Origin of the sequence: Streptomyces sp. JH14, from assembly GCF_029428675.1 — a bacterium.
Taxonomy (GTDB): Bacteria; Actinomycetota; Actinomycetes; order Streptomycetales; family Streptomycetaceae; genus Streptomyces.
Genome location: NZ_JAJNEL010000001.1, coordinates 543,060 through 558,516 on the forward strand (window position 1 = coordinate 543,060; position 15,457 = coordinate 558,516).

The window sequence follows — 15,457 nt, forward strand, 5'->3', positions numbered from 1 at the left end:
GAGACCGTCGCCATGCCGCTACTGGAGCCGAAGCCGGAAGCCCTCCGCCCCGCCGTGCCGCGCACCGCGTCCCACGACCGGGTCCCCGACAACCGGGCGGCCGGCACACCCGAACGGCTGCGCGAGGAGCTGACCGCGCTGCTCGGGCCGGAGAAGGTGCTGTGGAAAGTCTCCGACCTGGTGAAGTACGCCTCCGATGCCAGCCCCTACCGGTTCGTCCCGCAGGTGGTCGTGGTCCCCGAGGACATCGACGACATCTCGACGGTCCTGTCGTACGCGCACGGCAAGGGCCGCGAGGTCGTCTTCCGGGCCGCCGGCACCAGCCTGAACGGCCAGGCGCAGGGCGAGGACATACTCGTGGACGTCCGCAGCCACTGGACGGGCATCGAGGTCCTGAACGACGGCGCGCAGGCGCGCATCCGCCCCGGGACGACGGTCATGCGCGCCAATGCCACCCTCGCCAGGTACGGCAGGCTGCTGGGCCCCGACCCGGCCAGCGCCATCGCGTGCACGATCGGCGGGGTCGTCGCCAACAACGCCTCGGGAATGACCGCGGGCACCACCCGGAATTCGTACCGCACCGTCTCCTCGCTCACCTTCGTGCTGCCGAGCGGCACGGTCGTCGACACCGCCGACCCGGCGGCGGACGAACTGCTGGCGCATGCCGAACCGCACCTGTGCGAGGGGCTGATGGCCCTGAAGGCGGAGATCGAGGCGGACGCGGAGCTCACCGCCCGTATCCGCGCCAAGTACGAGATCAAGAACACCAACGGGTATCGGCTCGACGCCTTCCTGGACGGCTCGACCCCGGTCCAGATCCTGCGCGGGCTGATGGTCGGCTCGGAGGGCACCTTCGGCTTCATCTCCGAGGTCGTCTTCGACACCCTGCCACTGGACCGGAAGGTCTCCAGCGCGCTGCTCTTCTTCCCCTCGCTGACCGCCGCGGCGGCTGCCGTTCCCCGGTTCAACGAGGCGGGGGCGATCGCCGTCGAGCTGATGGACGGCAATACGCTGCGCGCATCCGTGAGCGTGCAGGGCGTGCCCGCGGACTGGGCCGAGCTGCCCAGGGAGACCGCGGCGCTGCTGGTGGAGTTCCGGGCTCCGGACGAGCCGGGGCAGGAGGCGTACGAACGGGCGGCTGCCGCGGTCGTCAAGGGGCTGGACCTGGTCACGCCGGTCGCCTCGATCACCAATGAGTTCACCCGCGAGGCCAAGGTCATCTCCGGTTACTGGAAGGCCCGCAAGGCCTTCGTCACCGCGGTCGGCGGCTCCCGCCCGTCGGGCACGACGCTGATCACGGAGGACTTCGCGGTCCCGCCGTCCCTGCTCGCCGACGCCTGCGAGGCCCTTCTCCGGCTGCAGGGGGAACACGGATTCGACGCCGCCGTCGCGGGCCACGCCGCACACGGCAATCTGCACTTCCTGCTCGCCTTCGACGCGGCGAAGCCGTCCGACGTCGACCGGTACGCCGCATTCATGGACGACTTCTGCCGGCTGACCGTGGAGCGCTTCGACGGCTCGCTCAAGGCGGAGCACGCCACCGGGCGCAACATCGCACCGTTCCTGGAACTGGAGTGGGGCCCCAAGGCGACGGAGCTGATGTGGCGTACGAAGCAGATCATCGACCCCGACGGGGTGCTGGCTCCGCGGATCGTCCTCGACCGCGATCCGAAGGCCCATCTGCGCGGTCTGAAGACCATCCCCGAGGTCGAGGCGATCGGTGACCCGTGCATCGAATGCGGTTTCTGTGAACCGACCTGTCCCAGTGAGGACTTGACCACGACGCCTCGCCAGCGGATCGTGCTGCGGCGGGAGATGATGCGCCAGCCGGACGGTTCGCCGGTGGAGTCCGCCCTGCTCGACGCGTACGGGTACGACGCCGTCGACACCTGCGCGGGCGACTCCACCTGCAAACTCGCCTGCCCGGTCGGCATCGACACCGGCGCCATGATGAAGGACTTCCGCCACCGGCGCCACTCGCCGCGGGAGGAGCGGATCGCGGCAGTCACCGCGAAGAACTTCAAGGCGGTGGAGGTCTCGGCGCGGCTGGCGGTCGCCGCGGCGGACAAGATCGGCGACCGGCTGCTGGAGACCGTCACCGGGCTCGCCCGCAAGGCCGTACGCCCCGATCTGGTGCCCGAGTGGCTGCCGGAGATCCCGGGCGCCGCGGCCCGGCAGCTGCCCCCTACCTCGCGGAAGGGTGCGAGCGCCGTGTACTACCCGGCGTGCGTGAACCGCATCTTCGGCGGCCCGGAGGGCCACCGCGGTCCTTCGCTGCCGCAGGCCGTCGTCGCCGTCTCGGCCCGCGCCGGAAAGCCGGTATGGATCCCGGAGGACGTGGCGGGAACCTGCTGCGCGACGATCTGGCACTCCAAGGGGTACGACGCGGGCAATGCGGTGATGGCCAACCGCATCGTGGAGGCCGCGTGGGGCTGGACGGCGGGCGGCAAACTGCCGCTGGTCGTCGACGCGTCGTCGTGCACGCTGGGGATCGCCCATGAGGTGGTGCCCTATCTGACCGACGACAACCGGGAGTTGCACCGGGAACTGACCATCGTCGACTCCCTCGTGTGGGCTGCCGACGAGCTGCTGCCGGAGCTGACGGTCCTGCGGAAGACCGGTTCGGCGGTACTGCACCCGACATGCTCGATGCAGCATCTGGGGGACGTGGAGCAGTTGCGTGCGGTCGCCGAGGCGTGTGCGGAGGAGGTCGTCATCCCGGACGACGCCGGATGCTGCGCGTTCGCGGGCGACCGCGGAATGCTGCACAAGGAGTTGACGGCGTCGGCGACGGCGAAGGAGGCCGCCGAGGTGAACTCCCGGGAGTACGACGCATATCTCTCCGCCAACCGGATGTGCGAGATCGGCATGGACCGGGCCACGGGGCGCTCGTACTACTCGGTCCTGATGGAGCTCGAACGGGCGACGCGGCCCTGACGCGTCCCCCGCCCGGCCGCGCACATGCGGATGTCCGCGGCCGGGCGGGGGGAGCGGTCACGCTGCGCGGAGCGTCGCCTTGTCGCCCATCACCACGACCGGGTGCTGCTTCGGGTCGAGCGTGCGCAGCAGCGTCAGTATGGCGGACTTGGACAGGCTCACACAGGCCGAGGTACCACTGCCGTGGTCCATGTGCAGCCAGATGCTGCCGCCCTTCGACTGTCCCAGCGGGCGCGTCGGGTCGTTGGGCGCAGTGCCCTTGACACGGTTGTAGTCGATCGCGATGACGTAGTCGAAGTCGTGCCAGTACGGCTTCGACCAGTAGCGCGGGGCCTGGATCGACGCCGATCGGGTGTACGGGAGGAGGGCACCCGGGTCGGCAAGGGCACCGCCTGCGTCGGTGAGCGTGAACACGCCGACCGGACTGCGCTTGTCGTCCTCGTGATGGTCGGTGGTCCAGCCCTTCCTGCCGTTGTGGGCCTTCCACCTGGCGGTGGTGTCCCAGGTGGCGCCGTGCTTCGTGTACAGCACCCCGGTGGAGTCGGCCGAGTTCTCGCCCTCGCCGTAGACCGCGACGACCTGACGCGCGTTCTCGGGTATCTGCGCGTACAGCCGGTCGCCCACGTCGGGAATGCGCTTCAGGTCGGCGGCCGGTTCCTTCCGGTTCGCCGCACTGCCGGCACGCGTATCGTCCTTCTGCCCGCCCTGCGCGCCGCCGCAGGCCGTCACGGGCGTGAGCATGAGACCACAGGCCGCCGCCGCGACAGCCATTCGTACCCGACCGGTTATTCGCATCCGTCCATGCTCGCACCACCCGGCCGGGCGGCGGGCTCACCGCCTGTGACCTGCCGCGGATACGCGCCGAATCTTTACCGCCGAGCGAAAAACCGTTTGCCTCGGACCCCGGCAGGACGCGAACCTTGCACGGTTTGGTCCCCTCACCCGATCCTCGAGGTCTTCCTCAGACCTCCGCCCTTCCGAGCCTTGGGACATCATGCACATTCGCGATCTTCCGTACGCAGATCCCGGCGATCCCGATGTCCGGTCAGGCCCGCGCTTCCTGCTCTGGCTCGGCCGCAACCAGATCCGCGGGCAGCTCACCTCCCTTGCCTGGGGCCTGCTGCACCAGTGCTCCATCGCCGGGCTGCCGTTGGCCGTCGGCTTCGCCGTGCAGGCGGTCGTCGACCGTTCGGGCAGCCGGCTCGCACTGTCCGGCGGGCTCATCGCCGTCCTCGGCGTGCTGATCGCGGTCGGCGACACCATGCTGCACCGGACCGCCGTGACCAACTGGATCACCGCGGCTGCCCGCGTCCAGCAGCTGCTGGCCCGTAAGACGGCGGAGCTCGGCGCCGCGCTGACCCGCCGGGTCGCCGCGGGCGAGGTCGTCGCGGTGTCCACCGGCGACGTCGAGAAGATCGGCTGGTTCGTCGAGGCGTTCTCCCGCTTCGCCGCTGCCGCCGGGGCTCTCGTGCTGATCTGCGTCGGGCTCGTCCTGTACCTGCCGTCGCTCGGTGTCCTGGTGGCGCTCGCGGTGCCGCTGCTGGCACTGGCCGTGCTGCCGCTTCTCCCCCGCGCCACCCGGCGCGCCGACCTGCAGCGCGAGAAGGCCGGCAAGGCCACCGAGCTGGCGTCGGACACCGTGGCCGGTCTGCGGGTGCTGCGCGGCATCGGCGGTGAGGAGCTGTTCCTCGGCCGCTACCGGCGCGCCTCGCAGGAGGTCCGCAGGGCCGCGGTGCGCAGCGCGCAGATGTGGTCGCTGATCTCGGCGATCCAGGTGCTGCTGCCCGGCATGCTGCTCATCTCCCTGGTCGTGTACGGAGCAACGCTGGCCCGCGAGGGCCGGATCGAGGTCGGTCAGCTGGTCACCGTGTACAGCGCGGCGACACTGATGCTGTTCCCGCTGCGGCACTTCGAGGAGATCGCGATGGCGTACTCCTTCTCACGGCCGTCCGCGAAGCGGGCCGTCCGGGTGCTTTCGCTGCGCCGCACCGCCGAGCCGTCGACGGTCGACGCGGTGCCGTCCGGTGATCTGTACGACCCGGTCACCGGGCTGATGGCTCCGTCGGGCCTGTTCACCGCGGTGGTCTGCGGCGATCCGGACGAGGCGGGGCGGCTGGCCGAACGGCTCGGCGGGCACGCCGGGACGGCCGCGGAGTCCTGTGCGCAGGGCGACGCCCCGGGCGTCGGCGCGAAGGCCGCCGGGGCGGACGACGGCTCCGAAGGCGCCTCGGGCTCCGGCCCGGCGGACGGCTCCCGCACGGCCGCACCGGGCAGAGCCCCCTCGGTCCTGCTCGGTGGCGTACCCCTGGACGAGCTTGCGCTGGAGGCCGCCCGGACCGCGGTGCTGGTCCAGGACAAGGACCCGGTGCTGCTCTCCGGGACGCTGCGGGAGCTGCTCGACGTGCCGTCCTCCGGTCGGGTGACCGCCGAGGACGCACTGTCGGCCGCCCAGTGCGGTGATGTCCTGGACGCGCTGACGCAGGCGTCGGCCGGCGCCGACGACCCGATGACCACCAGGATCACCGAGCGCGGGCGGTCGCTCTCCGGCGGCCAGCGGCAGCGGCTCGCGCTGGCCCGCTCCCTGGTCACCGACCCGGAGGCGCTGGTTCTGGACGAGCCGACGTCCGCCGTCGACTCGCACACCGAGGCCCGGGTGGCCGCCGGTATCAAGGCGCTGCGCACCGGTCGTACGACCGTGGTGTTCGCCTCGTCGCCGCTGCTCCTCGACCTCGCGGACCGGGTGGTGCTGGTCCACAGCGGCACGGTCGTCGCGGTCGGTGCGCACCGCGAACTGCTGCACACCGAACCGCGGTACCGCGCGGTCGTCACCCGCGAGACCGACGACGAGATCACGGACCGGACCGCGTCGGAAGAGACCACGACAGTCACGACCAGCACGATCGACGCGATCGAGGAGATCAAGGCGATCGAAGAGATCGAGGAGAGGGCATGATCGGCGTCGCGCAACCGGCGTACGACCCGGCCGCCCCGGAGTCGGCGACGACCCTGCCGGTGGGCACCCCCACGACCGTACGGAGCTATGTACGGGACCTGATACGGCGCCACCGCAAGCCGTTCGCCGTGCTCATCGCGTTCAACGCGGTCGCGGTGATCGCCTCGATCGTCGGACCGTATCTGCTGGGCGGACTGGTCGAGGACCTGTCGAACGGGGTCGCCGACCTCCATCTGGAGCGCACCGCCGCGGTGTTCGCGTTCGCGCTGGTCGTTCAGACCGTGTTCACGCGGATGATGCGGCTGCGCGGCGCGATGCTCGGCGAGGAGATGCTGGCCGATCTACGCGAGGACTTCCTCGTGCGGTCGGTCGCACTTCCGCCGGGCGTCCTGGAGCGGGCCGGGACCGGTGACCTGCTCTCCCGGATCACCACGGACATCGACCGGCTGGCCAACGCGATGCGCGAGGCCGTACCGCAGCTGGCGATCGGCGTGGTGTGGGCGGGGCTGCTGCTCGGTGCGCTCACCGTGACGGCTCCGCCGCTGGCGCTCTCGGTGCTGATCGCACTGCCGGTGCTGCTCCTCGGCTGCCGCTGGTACTTCCGCCGGGCGCCGTCCGCGTACCGCTCGGAGGCCGCCGGTTACGCGGCGGTCGCCGCGATGCTCGCGGAGACCGTGGACGCCGGACGGACGGTGGAGGCGCACCGTCTCGGCGCGCGCCGGGTGGCGCTGTCGGACCGGCGGATCAAGGAGTGGACGGCCTGGGAGCGGTACACACTGTTCCTGCGGTCGGTGCTCTTCCCCGTCATCAACGTCACGTACGTGACGATCCTCGGCGCGGTGCTGATGCTCGGCGGCTGGTTCGTCATCGAGGGGTGGCTCACCGTCGGACAGCTGACGACCGGTGCGCTGCTCGCGCAGATGATGGTCGACCCGATCGGTCTGATCCTGCGCTGGTACGACGAGCTCCAGGTCGCGCAGGTGTCACTGGCCCGGCTGGTCGGCGTACGGGACATCGAGCCGGACGCGGGCGACACGGAGGTCGCCCCGGACGGCCGCGACGTCCGGGCGGACGAGGTGCACTTCGGCTACCGCACGGGGGTCGACGTCCTGCACAGGGTGTCACTCGACGTCGCCCCGGGCACGCGCCTCGCGCTGGTCGGCCCGTCCGGCGCGGGCAAGTCCACGCTCGGCCGCCTGCTGGCCGGGATCTACGCCCCGCGCAGCGGTGAAGTCACTCTGGGCGGAGCGGAGTTGTCCCGGATGCCGGCCGAGCGGGTACGGGCGCATGTCGCGCTCGTCAACCAGGAGCACCATGTATTCGTCGGATCGCTGCGCGACAACCTGCTGCTGGCGCGTACGGATGCCGGGGACGCGGAACTGTGGGCGTCGCTCGCCGCGGTCGACGCGGACGGCTGGGCGAGGGCGCTGGACGAGGGGCTGGACGCGGAGGTCGGTTCGGGCGGTCTGGCCCTGACCCCGGCACAGGCGCAGCAGATCGCGCTGGCCCGGCTGGTGCTGGCCGATCCGCACACGCTGGTGCTGGACGAGGCGACGTCGCTGCTGGACCCACGGGCGGCCCGGCATCTGGAGCGCTCACTGGCCCGGGTCCTGGACGGCCGAACGGTCGTGGCGATCGCACACCGGCTCCACACCGCGCACGACGCGGATGTGATCGCGGTGGTCGAGAACGGCCGGATCAGCGAGCTGGGCAGCCATGACGAGCTGGTGGCGGCGGACGGCGCGTATGCGGCGCTGTGGCGATCCTGGCACGGCTGAGCGGAGAAGGCGGAGGTGGTGCGCGGACCGTCACCGGTTCGCGCGCAGCCACGCGTCCAGAGCGGCGAAGTCCGCGTCGGTGAGCCCCTGGGCGGGGTCGACACGATGGAGGAGTGCCGGCCCCGGGTGATGTGCGGCCACCCAGGCCCGGTCGGTGCCGGTGATCTCGTCGTCGACCCAGACGAAGGTGCGCCCTGCCGCCCGGTCGACGAGGGGGCGCGTCTTCCAGTGCAGCCCGTCCCGCCAGTCGAGTGGGTCCTCGTACGCCGGCTCCGCCCAGGCCACCACAGGCAGCTCCGGCAGGCCGAGCCACGGTGCGATGCACTCGTTCGCCTCGTCCAGCCAGGTCGTGGCCCAGACGAGATCGCAGCCCAGCGCCGTCAGCCGAGGCCCGAGCCCGGGATCGATCCTGCTCAGAAGGGGATTCAACGCGGCCGGCCCGGGTGCCGCCCCCGTGCGGTACGTCGGATACCCGTCCGGGCGCTGTTGCGGCGTCGCTCCGAACGGAATGAGCGGACCGTCGACATCGAGGAAGAGAAGCGGGCGCTGCGCGGAACCGGTCACGGCTGCACGGTACCGGCTCTCCGGGCGGATGCGACGAGGGCGCCCATGGTGGACCGCTTCGGCGCCGAGCGGGCCGGTGGCGACGGCCTGGTCGGCGCCCTTGCCGCCCGTGGGACCGTCGGATCGCCGCCGAGCACGGTCTCCCCGGCGGCGGGGCGACGTGCGACGCGGACCACGGGGTCCGCGTCGGCCACGACCACAGCGGTGGACGCGGGCCGGATGGGCTCGGCGCCCCCTCTCAGAGGCCCTGGGCCCGTACGATCCGGGCGACGATCTGCTCGGCGACCGCCCGCACATCGGCGTCGACGACGCGGTCCACATGGCCCTCCGGGTCGGACGTGAACACGGTCAGCCCCTCGTCGGTGACCTCGACCGTGCCGCGTTCGGTGGTGTAGAGGTCGGGGCGGAGCAGGGACAGCGCGGTGATCGGGTCGTGCGGCACGCTCCACGATCTGCCGGTGGAACCGGTCCAGCCGTCGATCTCGCGGGCGAGCGCCTCCCCGTACGGTCCGGCCGCCCGGATCGTCTCGACGCCGTCCCGCTCGATGCGCAGCCAGGTGGTGATGTCCAGCCCGGTGACGACGATGCGCACGGCCGAGCCGAAGACGATGCGGGCGGCGGCGATGTCGCTGACGATGTTGTGCTCCGCCTTGGCGCGCGGGCCGAAGTCTCCGCCCATCAGGTACAGGGTGCGTACCCCGGGGGCGAAGCCGTCGTCGAGGCGGATCGCGCGGGCGATGTTGGTGAGCGGGGCGATGGCGATGACATCACTCGCGCCGGGCTCGGCGAGCACGGTGTCGACCAGGAAGCGATCGGCGGCGATGTCGTCGCGTACCGGTTCGGTCTCCAGGTCGGGGAAGGCCCGGCCTTCGTGTCCGGCCCACCAGACGTCCTTGCCCGACAGGGTCTCGGTGGCTCCGGGCACGACGGTCAGGTCACGTCCGGCGAGGGCGCCGAGCCGGTGGGCGAGGCGGGCCCTGAGCAGGGTGTCGCCGTAGACGGTGGTGATGCCGGTGATGCGTGCCTCGGGCGAGCCGAGCAGCACACCGAGGGCGAGGGCGTCGTCGACGTCGCTGCCGATGTCGGTGTCGAGGAGGACGTCTGCCGTGCGCTGGTTCACTTTGCTCCTGGGGTCGTCGGCACGAGGATCGGTGGTCACACTTTCAGGCTGCCCGCGATGGACCGCGTGAAGTACCGCTGCAGGCGCAGCATGACGGTCAGGTCGACGTCGGCGGCGAACACCTGACCGTGGTCGACGACCATCTGTCCGTGCGGGGTGCCGAGGGCAATCGGGCTGAGCCGCTTGTCCGGTTCCGTGCCGACGAGCAGCGGCCACATGGAGGACTGCCGGAAAGGTGAACAGGGCAGGACCGGCGCCGATCAGGGCGGGCCGCGCCACAGGTACGTACATCTTCGTGAAGACGCCCGCGGCTGAGCCCGTCCATCCGGGCGACCTCGACGGGTTCGCGCGCGATGGCGAGAAGGAACTGGCGCAGCAGGAAGATCGCCAGGCCGTTGCCGATGCCGGACAGGATCAGACCGGCGTACGTGTTCTGCAGTCCCCGGTCGGAAGATGTCGGACAGCGGGATCGCGATCGCGTCGAACGGAATCAGCGGACGGACGGGTGCGACGGCGGTGCTGAACGCCGCGGAACCGCCGGACGCTGTGGTGTGCGCCAACGATCTGACCGCGCTCGGCACCGCACGGGCGGCCGGGCTGCGGGTGCCTGACCGGGTGGCGATCACCGGGTACGACGGCATCGAGGCGGCGTCACTGGTCTCGACTGCGCTGACCATCGTGCTCAACCCGGCCCGGGAGATGGGCCGTTCGGCGGTGCAGCTGCTGCTGGACCGGCTGGAGGGCGGGGACTCGGGCCCGGCCCGGGAGATCGTTCTCGCGCACCGTCCGGTGCCGTGCGAATCGGCCTGATCCCCCGCGGCCGGGTCGAGGGGGTTGTGAGCTGCTGCGGGTTTGCTGCATTGAAGTGAGTTGTAGCGAGCGGAAGTGAGTCCTGGCGGTGGGTGTGTGGGGTGGGAACGGGGGTTCTGGGGCCGAATGGGTGACCTTGGTGGCTGTTGCTCGTTGGGCCGGGTGGCAGGGCGTCCGGCCTGTGGGGGTGATGTGGTGGGTGGTGTGCGGAAGCTGGCGGCGTCCTTTGTGGTGCCGGGGCCGTGTGGGGTGGCGGTCCGGGACCGTCTGGGGCACCTGACCGCCGAGGACGAGAGGGTGCTGCGTGCGGTCGGTGCGCATCAGGGAGCGCTGGCTTCCGGTGATCTCAAGGCCCGCTGTGCGGATGGTCTGGAGCACGGTGCGGGCACGTGGGCGGCGCGTAAGCGGGAGCTGACCGGGTTGTCGTCGTCGCGGATCGCGGGGGCGATCACGAAGGCCACGCACGATCAGTGGGCGCTCGCCCGCCGTTGCCAGGCGGCGCACATCCAGAACCTGGAAGCCGGGATCAAGACGCTACGGCACCGGCTGTCCCTTCCGCTCGGGGAGAAGGGCACCAAGCGCGCGGCGGGCGGTTACCGCTCCCAGGGTGAGTGGTTTCGCAAGTCCCGCCGCCTCGCGGCACTGCAAGACCGGCATGCCGCTGCTGTTGCCGACTGGCAGGCCGGACGGGTCCGGGTGGTCAGGGGCGGCAAGCGTCTGCTGAACACCCGCCATCATCTCGCCGAGGCCGAGCTCACCGAGGCCCGGTGGCGGCAGCGGTGGGAGGCGGGACGCTGGTTCCTCGCTGCGGACGGTGAGTCGGGGAAGCGGTTCGGGAACGAGACGATCCGCGTCACCCCGAACGGCGAAGTATCCATCAAGCTGCCTGCCCCGCTCGCGCACCTGGCCAACGCCAAGCACGGCCGGTACACCCTCGCCTCCACCGTGGCGTTCGCGCACCGGGGCGCGGAGTAGGCCGACCGCATCGCAGCGAACCGGGCGGTGGCCTACCGCATCCACCTCGATACGGAGCGCGGCCGCTGGTACCTCACCGCATCCTGGCAACGCCCCGTCGTGCAGACCATCGCGTTGGAGGCCGCCCGCGCCCGGGGCATGATCGGCGTCGACACCAACGCCGACCACTTCGCCGCCTACCAGCTCGACCGGCACGGCAACCCGGTCGGAGACCCGCACCGCTTCGGCTACGACCTGTCCGGCACGGCCGCTCACCGCGACGCACAGATCCGCCACGCCCTGACCCGGTTGATCACCTGGGCGGGGCAGGTCGGTGTTGCCGCGATCGGCATCGAAGACCTCGACTTCACCACCGAGACAACCCGCGAGAAGCACGGCCGCCGCAAGCGGTTCAGGCAGCTCATCTGCGGCATCCCGACCGGGAAACTGAAGGCCCGGCTGGTGTCCATGGCCACCGAACACGGCCTGAGCATCGTCGCGGTCGACCCCGCCTACACCAGCCTGTGGGGTGCCCAGCACTGGCAGAAACCACTCGCCACCTCACACCGCACCATGTCCCGTCACGATGCCGCGGGCATCGCGATCGCACGACGCGCCCTCGGGCACCCGATCCGGCGTCGGACGGCACCGCCCCCACACGACCGGAGTGATCGTGCGGGGCATCGGACCGTCCAGGCCGCACCAGGTAACCGGGGACGTGAGGGAACCCGCCCACCCGCAACGGACCGGCCCCCCGGAGGGCCGCCGCCGAACGGGACGCGAAAGCGGAAACCCAGCGCATCCAACACCGTTCGGAATGCGCCCAGTACGCAGCAGCGGGTCCAAGACCCACTTACGCACACTGGCTAGGAACGGTCAGATGAAGTTGAGGGCGGCCGCTCCGCCCACTCCCCCGAGCACCATGAACGCCGGCATCAGAACCTTCAGCTCCACCCAGCTGCCGGCCCGGAATCGCATGCCCTTCGGCGGCCCCACCGCGTACCAGCGCTTACGGCCCATCGGGATCGGCCACAGGATCGGGCAGCCGGAGACCGTCAGTGCGTCGCCGATGTCGTGGACGAGGGCGCCGAGGACGATCGGCAGTCCGAGCCAGAGGTACTCCTGGCCGGGGGCCGCGAAGAGCCAGTCCGAGCCGTTGCCCGGCTTGTCCAGGACGCCTGCCAGTATCCAGGCGCTGGTCGCGCCGAGCAGCCACACCAGTACGTCGCTGGACATCCGGGCGGCCCGCCAGAGCAGGCCTTCGACGGCGAGCACCAGGTGGACGAAGAGGATCGCCAGGACCGCCCACCGGCCGCCGGTGATCGCCGCGGCGGACGCCCCGGCGCCGATCAGGACCGCCCAGAGCCAGGTGTGCGTCAGCGTCCGGTGACCGCCGTTCCTGCGCGGGTCACCGGGGCCCCGGGTCGCCTTGTAGACGGCGTGCGAGAGCTTGTCGACGATCTCGCAGAGTCCGCGGGAGACCGGCCCGAAGGCGCGCGAGATGGTCGCGGACTTGTGATCGAGGTCCGGGGCCAGGGCGGCGCCCGCGGTGATCAGCGCACCGACGACCAGAACGGGCCACGGCATCGTATGGCCCGCGGCGGCCGCCGCGGCGCCCACCCCCAGCCAGGCCGCCGCCCCTGACAGAGAGTGTGCCGGTCCCATCATGGTTCTTCCCGCCCCCAGAGTCCGTCCGGTCGCGATCGCCGTTGCGGTGCGGCCGAGTTGAGTGGGCAGCCTATCGTCCATGATCTTCGTGCGGTCGCCCGGTTCCCTCATCCGGGCAGAAGGCAGGCAAGATGGGGGCGTGACCCTTATCGATCAGCTGCCCCCGACCGACGACCCGGACGCCCTCTTCGAGGCCTTCTCGTCATGGACCGAGACCCAGGGCATCACCCTCTACCCTGCCCAGGAGGAGGCGCTGATCGAGGTGGTCTCCGGGGCGAACGTGATCCTTTCCACCCCCACCGGCTCCGGAAAGAGCCTGGTCGCGGCAGGTGCGCACTTCACGGCGCTGGCCCAGGACAAGGTCACCTTCTACACCGCCCCGATCAAGGCACTGGTCTCGGAGAAATTCTTCGACCTGTGCAAGCTGTTCGGTACGGAGAACGTCGGGATGCTCACCGGTGACGCCTCCGTCAACGCGGACGCCCCGGTGATCTGCTGCACCGCGGAGGTGCTCGCGTCCATCGCGCTGCGTGACGGCAAGTACGCCGACATCGGCCAGGTCGTGATGGACGAGTTCCACTTCTATGCGGAAGCGGACCGCGGCTGGGCCTGGCAGATCCCACTGCTGGAGCTTCCGCAGGCCCAGTTCGTTCTGATGTCGGCCACGCTCGGCGACGTCAAGATGTTCGAGCAGGACCTGACCCGGCGCACCGGCCGCCCGACCTCCGTGATCCGCTCGGCGACCCGACCGGTACCGCTGAGCTACGAGTACCGGCTCACCCCGATCACCGAGACGCTCACCGAGCTGCTGGACACCCGGCAGGCGCCGGTCTACATCGTGCACTTCACACAGGCCGCGGCCGTCGAACGGGCGCAGTCGTTGATGAGCATCAACATGTGCACGAAGGAGGAGAAGGAGAAGATCGCCGATCTGATCGGCAACTTCCGCTTCACCACGAAGTTCGGCCAGAACCTCTCCCGCTTCGTGCGGCACGGCATCGGGGTGCACCACGCGGGCATGCTCCCGAAGTACCGGCGGCTGGTGGAGAAGCTGGCCCAGGCGGGTCTGCTGAAGGTGATCTGCGGTACGGACACGCTCGGCGTCGGCGTCAACGTCCCGATCCGTACGGTGCTGTTCACGGCGCTCACCAAGTACGACGGCACCCGGGTCCGCACTCTGCGCGCCCGTGAGTTCCATCAGATCGCCGGCCGCGCGGGCCGGGCCGGCTTCGACACGGCGGGCTTCGTCGTCGCGCAGGCACCCGAGCATGTCATCGAGAACGAGAAGGCCGTCAAGAAGGCGGGCGACGACCCCAAGAAGAAGCGCAAGGTGGTCCGCAAGAAGGCCCCCGAGGGCTTTGTCGCCTGGTCGGAGACGACGTTCGACAAGCTGATCCAGTCCGACCCGGAGCCGCTGACCTCCCGCTTCCGGGTCACGCACACGATGCTCCTGTCCGTGATCGCACGTCCCGGCAACGCCTTCGAGGCGATGCGGCGGCTGCTGGAGGACAACCACGAGCCGCGCAGGGCGCAGCTGCGCCACATCCGCCGGGCCATCGCGATCTACCGCTCCCTGCTGGACGGCGGCGTCGTGGAGCAGCTCGACAAGCCGGACGCGGAGGGGCGCATCGTGCGGCTCACCGTCGATCTCCAGCAGGACTTCGCGCTCAGCCAGCCGCTGTCCACGTTCGCGCTGGCCGCGTTCGACCTGCTCGACACCGAATCGCCGTCGTACGCCCTGGACATGGTCTCCGTCGTCGAGTCGACGCTCGACGACCCGCGGCAGATCCTCGCCGCCCAGCAGAACAAGGCGCGCGGCGAAGCGGTCGGCCAGATGAAGGCGGACGGTATCGAGTACGAGGAGCGCATGGAGCGGCTCCAGGACGTGACGTACCCGAAACCGCTGAGCGAGCTGCTGTGGCACGCGTACGACGTGTACCGCAGGAGCCACCCGTGGGTGGGCGACCACCCGGTCTCGCCGAAGTCCGTGATCCGGGACATGTACGAACGCGCCATGACGTTCACGGAGTTCACCTCGAACTACGAGCTGGCCCGCACCGAGGGAATCGTGCTGCGCTACCTGGCGAGCGCGTACAAGGCTCTTGAGCACACCATCCCGGACGACCTGAAGTCCGAGGACCTGGAGGATCTGATCGCCTGGCTCGGCGAGATGGTCCGGCAGGTGGACTCCAGTCTTCTCGACGAGTGGGAGCAGCTCGCCAACCCGGAGGTGGAGACCGCCGAGCAGGCGCAGGAGCGGGCCGACGAGGTCAAGCCGGTCACCGCCAACGCCCGCGCCTTCCGGGTGCTGGTCCGCAACGCGATGTTCCGCCGGGTGGAGCTGGCCGCGCTGGACAAGGTCGCCGAGCTCGGCGATCTGGACGGCGATGCGGGCTGGGACGAGGACGCCTGGGGCGAGGCGATGGACGCGTACTGGGACGAGTACGAGGACCTGGGCACCGGTCCGGACGCCCGCGGGCCGAAGCTGCTGAAGATCGACGAGGACGCCGCGCACGGACTGTGGCGGGTACGGCAGACGTTCGCCGACCCGAACGGCGACCACGACTGGGGCATCAGCGCCGAGATCGATCTGGCGGCCTCCGACGAAGAGGGCCGGGCCGTCGTCAGAGTCACCTCGGTCGGCCAGCTGTGACCGCGCTCGCCGTACACACG

9 protein-coding genes and 2 pseudogenes are annotated in these 15,457 nt (G+C 70.7%); 6 read left to right on the forward strand and 5 right to left on the reverse strand.

What is annotated here, in order from left to right; translation table 11 throughout:
- The first annotated feature begins 12 nt into the window (after positions 1-12).
- Positions 13-2,937 (forward strand): FAD-binding and (Fe-S)-binding domain-containing protein, encoded by a 2,925-nt coding sequence (locus LRD69_RS02425; RefSeq protein WP_277324880.1) that lies wholly within the window; start codon positions 13-15, stop codon positions 2,935-2,937.
- A gap of 57 nt (positions 2,938-2,994) precedes the next feature.
- Here LRD69_RS02425 and LRD69_RS02430 read toward each other — a convergent pair whose 3' ends face one another.
- Positions 2,995-3,708: a L,D-transpeptidase family protein gene (locus LRD69_RS02430; RefSeq protein WP_277329599.1), complete on the reverse strand. Its 714-nt coding sequence runs from the start codon at positions 3,706-3,708 to the stop codon at positions 2,995-2,997.
- A gap of 223 nt (positions 3,709-3,931) precedes the next feature.
- On the opposite strand from LRD69_RS02430, the gene LRD69_RS02435 reads away from it, so the two are divergent.
- Positions 3,932-5,890, forward strand: coding sequence for an ABC transporter ATP-binding protein (locus LRD69_RS02435; protein WP_277324881.1), 1,959 nt, complete (start codon positions 3,932-3,934; stop codon positions 5,888-5,890).
- Positions 5,887-7,668: an ABC transporter ATP-binding protein gene (locus tag LRD69_RS02440; RefSeq protein WP_277324882.1), complete on the forward strand. Its 1,782-nt coding sequence runs from the start codon at positions 5,887-5,889 to the stop codon at positions 7,666-7,668. Before LRD69_RS02435 ends, LRD69_RS02440 begins: the two co-directional genes overlap by 4 nt.
- A 30-nt stretch (positions 7,669-7,698) precedes the next feature.
- Here LRD69_RS02440 and LRD69_RS02445 read toward each other — a convergent pair whose 3' ends face one another.
- The 3 genes from LRD69_RS02445 to LRD69_RS02455 form a co-directional block, all read right to left on the reverse strand.
- Positions 7,699-8,232 (reverse strand): HAD domain-containing protein, encoded by a 534-nt coding sequence (locus LRD69_RS02445; protein ID WP_277324883.1) that lies wholly within the window; start codon positions 8,230-8,232, stop codon positions 7,699-7,701.
- A gap of 238 nt (positions 8,233-8,470) precedes the next feature.
- Entirely contained in the window at positions 8,471-9,391 is a 921-nt protein-coding gene (locus LRD69_RS02450; protein WP_277324884.1) for a nucleoside hydrolase, read from the reverse strand.
- Entirely contained in the window at positions 9,388-9,570 is a 183-nt protein-coding gene (locus LRD69_RS02455) for a hypothetical protein (RefSeq protein ID WP_277324885.1), read from the reverse strand. The genes LRD69_RS02450 and LRD69_RS02455 overlap by 4 nt, the downstream gene beginning before the upstream one ends.
- 229 nt (positions 9,571-9,799) lie before the next feature.
- On the opposite strand from LRD69_RS02455, the pseudogene LRD69_RS02460 reads away from it, so the two are divergent.
- Both LRD69_RS02460 and LRD69_RS02465 read left to right on the forward strand, forming a co-directional pair.
- Positions 9,800-10,162: pseudogene (locus LRD69_RS02460) on the forward strand (substrate-binding domain-containing protein); the annotation flags it as partial.
- 195 nt (positions 10,163-10,357) lie between these two features.
- A pseudogene (locus LRD69_RS02465) lies at positions 10,358-11,986 on the forward strand (IS200/IS605 family accessory protein TnpB-related protein).
- Positions 11,987-11,992: 6 nt separating this feature from the next.
- On the opposite strand, the gene LRD69_RS02470 reads toward LRD69_RS02465, so the two are convergent.
- Positions 11,993-12,784, reverse strand: coding sequence for a metal-dependent hydrolase (locus LRD69_RS02470; protein ID WP_277324886.1), 792 nt, complete (start codon positions 12,782-12,784; stop codon positions 11,993-11,995).
- Positions 12,785-12,863: 79 nt separating this feature from the next.
- On the opposite strand from LRD69_RS02470, the gene LRD69_RS02475 reads away from it, so the two are divergent.
- Positions 12,864-15,437 carry a DEAD/DEAH box helicase gene (locus tag LRD69_RS02475; RefSeq protein ID WP_277324887.1) on the forward strand — a complete coding sequence of 858 codons (2,574 nt, stop codon included), beginning with the start codon at positions 12,864-12,866 and terminating at the stop codon, positions 15,435-15,437.
- Positions 15,438-15,457 lie beyond the last annotated feature (20 nt).